The organism is Paracoccus salipaludis (assembly GCF_002287065.1).
Taxonomy (GTDB): Bacteria; Pseudomonadota; Alphaproteobacteria; order Rhodobacterales; family Rhodobacteraceae; genus Paracoccus; species Paracoccus salipaludis.
In genome coordinates, this window is sequence record NZ_NSJZ01000041.1 from 1 (window position 1) to 5,915 (window position 5,915).

Below are 5,915 nucleotides of genomic sequence, written 5' to 3' on the forward strand. Positions count from 1 at the left end.
GCGGAAACCCAGAGCGCGATCCTGCCGCTCGCCCCTATCTCGACACCCTGGCTGGTTGTTCATCGCTGCGGCGCTCGCGGGCATTGAGGTCACGATCTACGCTCTGCTCGACGATTGGAAGCGGGGGGCGAGGATCGCCGCCGCCCCGTGGATGCGGGTGGCCCTGCGCTACGGCGGCATCGCCCCCGCGGTGCTCCTGTTCCTGCTCACGCTCCGGCGCTCCGGCGAGCGCGCTGGCCGGCTCGCCGAGCGCCTTGAAACCATGGATAAGGTCAATGACATCCAACGCCAGATGCTCGACGCGGCAGCTCGCCGTCCTCGTGATCGCAGCGATTTCGCTGACCGCCTGCGCGACGGCCACTTCTGAACCTCGCATGGCTACGCATGGCTACCGTCTGTCCGCCGCTTGTTGAGTACAGCCGAGAGGTCCAGGCGCGCGCAGCCCACGAGCTCGATGTCCTGCCGGATGGGTCGGCAGTCGCCGAAATGCTCTCCGACTACAGCGTCATGCGCGATCAGGCTCCGGCGTGCTCTCCGTTATCTGAGAAAAATAGTTATTTTGATGTCGACCCCACTAAACCTTTAGGGCCGCCCATCTGACCATAACACTCCCGGCCAGCATGCTCATGCCAATCGCGAGGAGTAATGGACCAGCGAATTCCTCCGCAACAATGCCCGATGACGAGGAAACCGACAGCAGCATCAGGCTGAATTCTCCTCCGTGGGCCAGGATTATCCCAGTTCGCCATGAGGTCTGAAGCGACTCGCCGAATATTCGGGCGACAACCAAAACGATCACCGCCTTGCCCGCAAAAATGATCGCGAGCCAGCTCAGCACGACTGGCCACGCATACGGGATGATCCAAAGTGGCAATTGCGTTCCGATGCCGATAAAGAAAATCCCCACAAACAAATCGCGGAAAGGCCGGATCTCGTTCTCGACAGCATGGCGCGCGTCTCCCTCACCGATGATCATCCCGGCCGCGAATGCAGCGAGTGCCGGAGAAAGGCCGGCGGTGGCCGCGACAGTCGCAGCCCCTAGTACAATGGTGAGCGCGAGAAGCTGGGCAAGTTCCGGATCGCCACGCGACGCTACCCAACGGGCCAGCAGCTGCAACGGGCCACGGGCAATGAACAGAGCTGCAACCAATGCCGTTGCACTGGCGACGACCGTTATCACGCCATACCCTTCGGCGGCTCCACTCATCGAATCGTGCAGAAGCAGGAATGCGACAGCTGCCAAGTCTTGAAACAGAAGCACCGCAATGGCCAGGCGTCCTTGGGCCGATCCCAGAGCGTTCGCGCTTGCGAGCACCTTGAGGCACATGGCCGTGGATGACATGGCAACGGCCCCGCCGATGAGGATTGCGGGGACGGGCGCGAGATCGAAGATCAGACTCGCTATCAACGACACCGTTATCGTCGTGACTGCAACCTGCACGGCTCCAAGACCGAAGACATGCTTCCTGAGCCTTACGAGCTTCTCGAACGAGAATTCCAGGCCGAGCGAGAACAGCAGCAGCACCACTCCGATCTCGCCAATGCTGCTAAGGGCAGCGTTTTCGGCAATCAGGTCGAGGCCGGCGGGTCCAATGACTATACCGGCAAGAATGTAACCGACAATGCTGGGCACGCCGATCCTTGAACATATCGTCACGAGCACGAACGCGGCAAAGACCAACAAGGCCGCGCTTTCGACAAATCCGGTCACTCCATGCATGTTCTTCTCCTGATGGGATGGCGCAGGGAAGGCCAATAGCGGCTCGCGACGCTGTCAAGGTAAGGACACAAGCGGCAGATCCTCGCTCGAGCTGACCATTGCGTTCGTTATTTTTTCCCGGCGATCGTCACGCCCGTCCAGGCTGGGGGATCGGAGGCCGGGAAGGATTCAAGACTGGCTTCGAAAACTGGATCGAATTCCGCCTGTTCTTGCGACGACAGGTCCACCGAGCCTTCCGTATCGACTGCGCGCCGGAGTCGGTGGTCCGTGCGACCCCGATCCAGGCGGGACGGTATGCGAAAGGCGTTCGGGGCGTCGGCTCCCTTGTAGAGGCGATGCCGCTCCTCTCCCCGCCAGCGGTCAGGCGCATGCCGATGAGCCACGTCCTCACGCACGAAATAGCGCCAGTCCTGCTGCTCCGCGAATTCCACGGCGCTTTCGCGGTCGGGAAATTTCAGCCGGATCGAACGATAGGGATCGTTGCTGGAGGTATATCCCATCAGCGGCTCGACCTGCGGCGGGCGGGACGGCTCGAACTCGAGGACCCAGTAGTTGGGCCGCGGTGCCGATGTCATCGCGGAACGGGCAGGACGGTAGATGATTGCCGTCGGCACGTCCCAGGATGGCAGATCCGTTCCGGGAATTTTCGGCGGGAATGGTGGACGATTATGGCCGCGCATATCAGTTCTCCCGGGTGTCGGTGGATACGAGAAGGTGACGTTCGAGATCGTCGAGTTTTTCCATTCGCCTCGAATTCAGGCGAACGGCGCGTTCGGTGTTCTGCGAAGGAAAGGCAGCAGCGTGCAGGACGTCCGACCGCATCGCTATCGTGAGATCGGCGACGGCATTCATCACGCGCTCTCCGTCCCCGTCCGAGAGCGTGCCGTCAGCAAAACCGGACTGCAAGCTCTCCAGTACCTGCTCGAAGCTGGACACGACCCCTGCACTCGCGACCACAGCCAGCTTGTGGCTGAGAACACGCAGTTCATCGATCAGCTTCGCATCGTGCCTTGCGGTTTCCACGATCTCTGCGACCTTCTCGATGCAGGCCATGTAAATGTCGCATTGCTGCTGGAGGATGATGACCCTTCCTTCCTTGCGAAGCTCGAGATCGGTCTGGCGATTGAGAAGCGCCGCGGTCAGAATGATCGTCACGACAGCGCCGAGAAAGATGAGCGTCATCTCCTGCGCGAAAGGCAGCGTGTCTTCGGCAAGATACATCGAGCGAAAAAGGAAAACGATGCCGATGCCCAAGGCAGCGGCCGCAGCCGCAAGTGCCAAGTCAGGCAGGCGGTTCGACATCAGCACCTCGCATTTTCGGTATCAGGGGGCATGCACGGCCTTGCATCGGCGCGCGCCTCTGCGTCCGGGTGCCGCAGGAAGATCGGCGTCGGACCGCTGCCGAACGGATTGAAGCCGGCGCTCAGGCAACGGTCGAAGATCGTTTCGTCCCATCGGGTGAAATCGTTCTCGCCGCCGGCAAGGCGCCGGTCATCTGCCACAGCGCACATCACATCTGCGCCGACCGGGGCTGGCCGGCGATGGTGCCGTCATTCGGGCGATCCGCCTTGCGCAGCCGCAGCCCGAGGAGGATCATCATCACCCCGAAGATCGCGGCGTAGAAGCCGATCAGCCAGCCGAGCGCGAGGAAGCTTTCGACCGGGCGCGTCAGCAGCATCCAGGTCACGACGACACCGAAAAGGACCGAGAGAAAGCCGCTCAGGATCAGCCAGATCTCGCCCTCGATTTCCTTGCGCAGGCGGATCGCTGCCGCGATCTCGAAGGCACCCGAGAACACGGACCAGAATGCGATGCTGGCCCAGAGGAATGTCGCAAGCACAAGCGTCGTCGCGAACGGCGAGAAGACCACGACGACCCCCGTGGCGATCCCCAGAATGCCGCTGAACATCAGCCAGCCCCAGCGATCGCCCGCGCGGATGTTGCGGACGGCGGCGACGAGGTCGACCACGCCATCGACGAAGGCGAAAGCGCCGAAGACCAGCGTCAGAGCAAGCAGCGACTCCGCAGGCATGAGGAAGGCGAGAACCGCGATCACCAGCGCCAGGACACCGCGCAGCACGAACAGCCACCAGTTCCCGGACAGGCTGCACAGCATGTCCTGCATCGTGTCGGATTGTTTTGCAGAGGTTGTCGTCATTGGTCCATCTCCTGTTCAGGTTTCAACTCAGTAGTGCCGATTGTCTCCGCGCCGGCCAGGGCGGCCGCCACGCGGCGGCGGTCCTCGACCGGTTGAGGCAGACACTGCGTCCGGCCAATTTCCCTTTCCACGGGCGCGCGCCCCGATGCCTCGCCGATCAACCCGGCTTCGACCAGCGTGCCGCGCAGTGTCTCCGCCGCGTTCTCTGCAATCTTCAACACTTCCGCCTCAGTGAGACCCAGGAGGTGCGCCGTCTCCGCGATCGTGGCGTCTTCCAGGTACATCCGATACAGGACGCGGCGCTCGACCGGAGCAAGATCTGCGATAGCCCGGTGCAGTGCCATGGCGATATCATGACGATCCACTTCGGTCTCGGGGTCTGTGCCGCCGTCGTCGGCGATGAGGTCCTCCAGCATCAGCACTTCGTCGGGCTGGTAGAACTCGAACATCGCCTGATCCGCCTCGGTCGGATCCTCCGCCGGGGCCTCGGGTTCCGCCTCGATGGAGGCGGCATCCTCAGGCACGGCGCGGCGGGCGGCGCGGGATTCTTCCTCGATGGTCTCAAAAGCCAGCCGTTTCAGCCAGTCGCCGACGGAAAACTCCGAAGGCCGATCCTCGAAGCGGGCCAGCCCCTTGAGGATCGTCGCATCGAAGAGACCGCGAACGCTCAGATATCCCTCCGGTACCGATCCGCTGCATTCGAGATAGGTCAACTCGCGCCTGACAGTGTCATAGATCGTATCGAGATGATCCTCGATCAGGTCGAAGAAGAGCTGGCGCCGGTTCGCTTCCGCCGCATCCCGCGCGGGCGGCAGCGGGGCGCCGATCCGGCGCCGGCGGGCGGGACGCTTGTATTCAGGCTCGTGCTTGAGGCGCGCCACATGCCGATCGACCTGGTGGCGCAGGTCGGCAAAGGCCTTGCGCAGGACAGGCTCGATCTCGAATCCCTCTTCCCGCGCCGCGATCACGCCCGACGGCAGTTGCAGGCGTAGGCTGACTTTGATGCGTTTCTTGCCCCTCGTCTGCGAGGCAACGACTTCGAGCCGGACCAGATCCTCGCGAAAGCGCGCAAGGTGCGGTTCAAGTTGCCGCACCTCCTCCTCGATGACCTCAGGCGCGCGCTGTTGGCCGTGCCGGTCGAGATTGCGGAATGATCTAATGACGTTCATGCCGTGGACCTTCCTACAACTCTCCGAAGAGATGGTCCGGCGCGACCGATATCGCGCCGGGCCAGTCTTTTGCGCTGTCACTCGGCGGACTTGTCGTCCTTGGACTGCACCTCATCCCCAACGCTGGGCTTCGGAGCGTCCGCCTTGTTTTCGGGAACTGCGCTGGACTCGTCGGTCCCGGCCTGGGCCGGATCGTCCGGGCTGTCGTCACCGGTGTCCCTTGCGATCTTTTCGAACACGACCTTCTGTTCGTCCGCTGACCAGGCGACGCGGACCTTGTCGCCATCCTCGATCCGCCCCGAGAGCATCTCGCGAGCCAACTCGGTCTCCAGCTCCGACCGGATCAGCCGGCGCAGCTCGCGGGCACCGAATTCGGGGCGGAAGCCGACTGCGCCGAAGTGATCCACGACGCTCACGTCGAATTCGAGTTCGACGCCCTGGGTAAGGGCGGTCCGCTTCACCCGGTCGAGCTGCAACTCGACGATCTGGCGGATCTCCGACTGATTCAGCGAATGAAAGACGATGATCTCGTCGATCCGGTTGATGAACTCTGGCCGGAAATGACCGCGCAACACCTCCATCAGTTCGGATTTCTGCTTGGCCTCGTCGAACTCACTGCTGCCGCGTTTCGTGAGGTTGCGCTGAATGATATCCGAGCCGAGGTTCGAGGTCGCGATGATGATGGTATTGGTGAAGTCCACCACGCGGCCCTTGCCGTCGGTCAAGCGGCCGTCGTCGAATACCTGCAACAGGATGTTGTACACATCAGGGTGTGCCTTCTCGATCTCGTCGAGCAGCACCACCGAATAGGGCCGGCGGCGGACCTTTTCGGTCAGCTGGCCCCCCTCGTCATAGCCGACATAGCCCG

The 5,915-nt window shown here is 62.4% G+C and carries 8 protein-coding genes; 1 reads left to right on the top strand and 7 read right to left on the bottom strand.

Annotated elements, in window-relative coordinates:
• Positions 1–55 precede the first annotated feature (55 nt).
• Positions 56–367 (top strand): hypothetical protein, encoded by a 312-nt coding sequence (locus tag CK240_RS16980; RefSeq protein ID WP_476704015.1) that lies wholly within the window; start codon positions 56–58, stop codon positions 365–367.
• Positions 368–574: 207 nt separating this feature from the next.
• On the opposite strand, the gene CK240_RS16990 is transcribed toward CK240_RS16980, so the two are convergent.
• The 7 genes from CK240_RS16990 to CK240_RS17020 form a co-directional block, all read right to left on the bottom strand.
• The gene (locus CK240_RS16990; RefSeq protein ID WP_095641481.1) at positions 575–1,720 is read right to left on the bottom strand and encodes a cation:proton antiporter; all 1,146 of its coding nucleotides are present in this window, start codon (positions 1,718–1,720) and stop codon (positions 575–577) included.
• Between the two features lie 107 nt (positions 1,721–1,827).
• Positions 1,828–2,334 (bottom strand): NADH dehydrogenase ubiquinone Fe-S protein 4, encoded by a 507-nt coding sequence (locus tag CK240_RS16995; RefSeq protein WP_240517546.1) that lies wholly within the window; start codon positions 2,332–2,334, stop codon positions 1,828–1,830.
• 67 nt (positions 2,335–2,401) lie between these two features.
• Entirely contained in the window at positions 2,402–3,022 is a 621-nt protein-coding gene (locus CK240_RS17000) for a hypothetical protein (protein ID WP_095641483.1), read from the bottom strand.
• On the bottom strand, positions 3,022–3,222 hold the full coding sequence (locus CK240_RS17005; RefSeq protein WP_088233673.1) for a hypothetical protein: 201 nt from the start codon (positions 3,220–3,222) through the stop codon (positions 3,022–3,024). Before CK240_RS17005 ends, CK240_RS17000 begins: the two co-directional genes overlap by 1 nt.
• 8 nt (positions 3,223–3,230) lie before the next feature.
• The gene (locus CK240_RS17010; protein WP_095641484.1) at positions 3,231–3,878 is read right to left on the bottom strand and encodes an HdeD family acid-resistance protein; all 648 of its coding nucleotides are present in this window, start codon (positions 3,876–3,878) and stop codon (positions 3,231–3,233) included.
• Positions 3,875–5,047 carry an RNA polymerase sigma factor gene (locus CK240_RS17015; RefSeq protein ID WP_095641485.1) on the bottom strand — a complete coding sequence of 391 codons (1,173 nt, stop codon included), beginning with the start codon at positions 5,045–5,047 and terminating at the stop codon, positions 3,875–3,877. Before CK240_RS17015 ends, CK240_RS17010 begins: the two co-directional genes overlap by 4 nt.
• Positions 5,048–5,124: 77 nt before the next feature.
• Positions 5,125–5,915, bottom strand: a 791-nt coding sequence (locus tag CK240_RS17020; protein WP_135058892.1) for an AAA family ATPase, incomplete at its 5' end; no start/stop codon positions are given.

Excerpts from the sequence above, each read along its gene's own strand:
- CK240_RS16990 (WP_095641481.1), bottom strand. The coding sequence starts at position 1,720 with ATGCATGGAGTGACCGGATTTGTCGAAAGCGCGGCCTTGTTGGTCTTT.
- CK240_RS17000 (WP_095641483.1), bottom strand. The coding sequence starts at position 3,022 with ATGTCGAACCGCCTGCCTGACTTGGCACTTGCGGCTGCGGCCGCTGCC.
- CK240_RS17010 (WP_095641484.1), bottom strand. The coding sequence starts at position 3,878 with ATGACGACAACCTCTGCAAAACAATCCGACACGATGCAGGACATGCTG.
- CK240_RS17015 (WP_095641485.1), bottom strand. The coding sequence starts at position 5,047 with ATGAACGTCATTAGATCATTCCGCAATCTCGACCGGCACGGCCAACAG.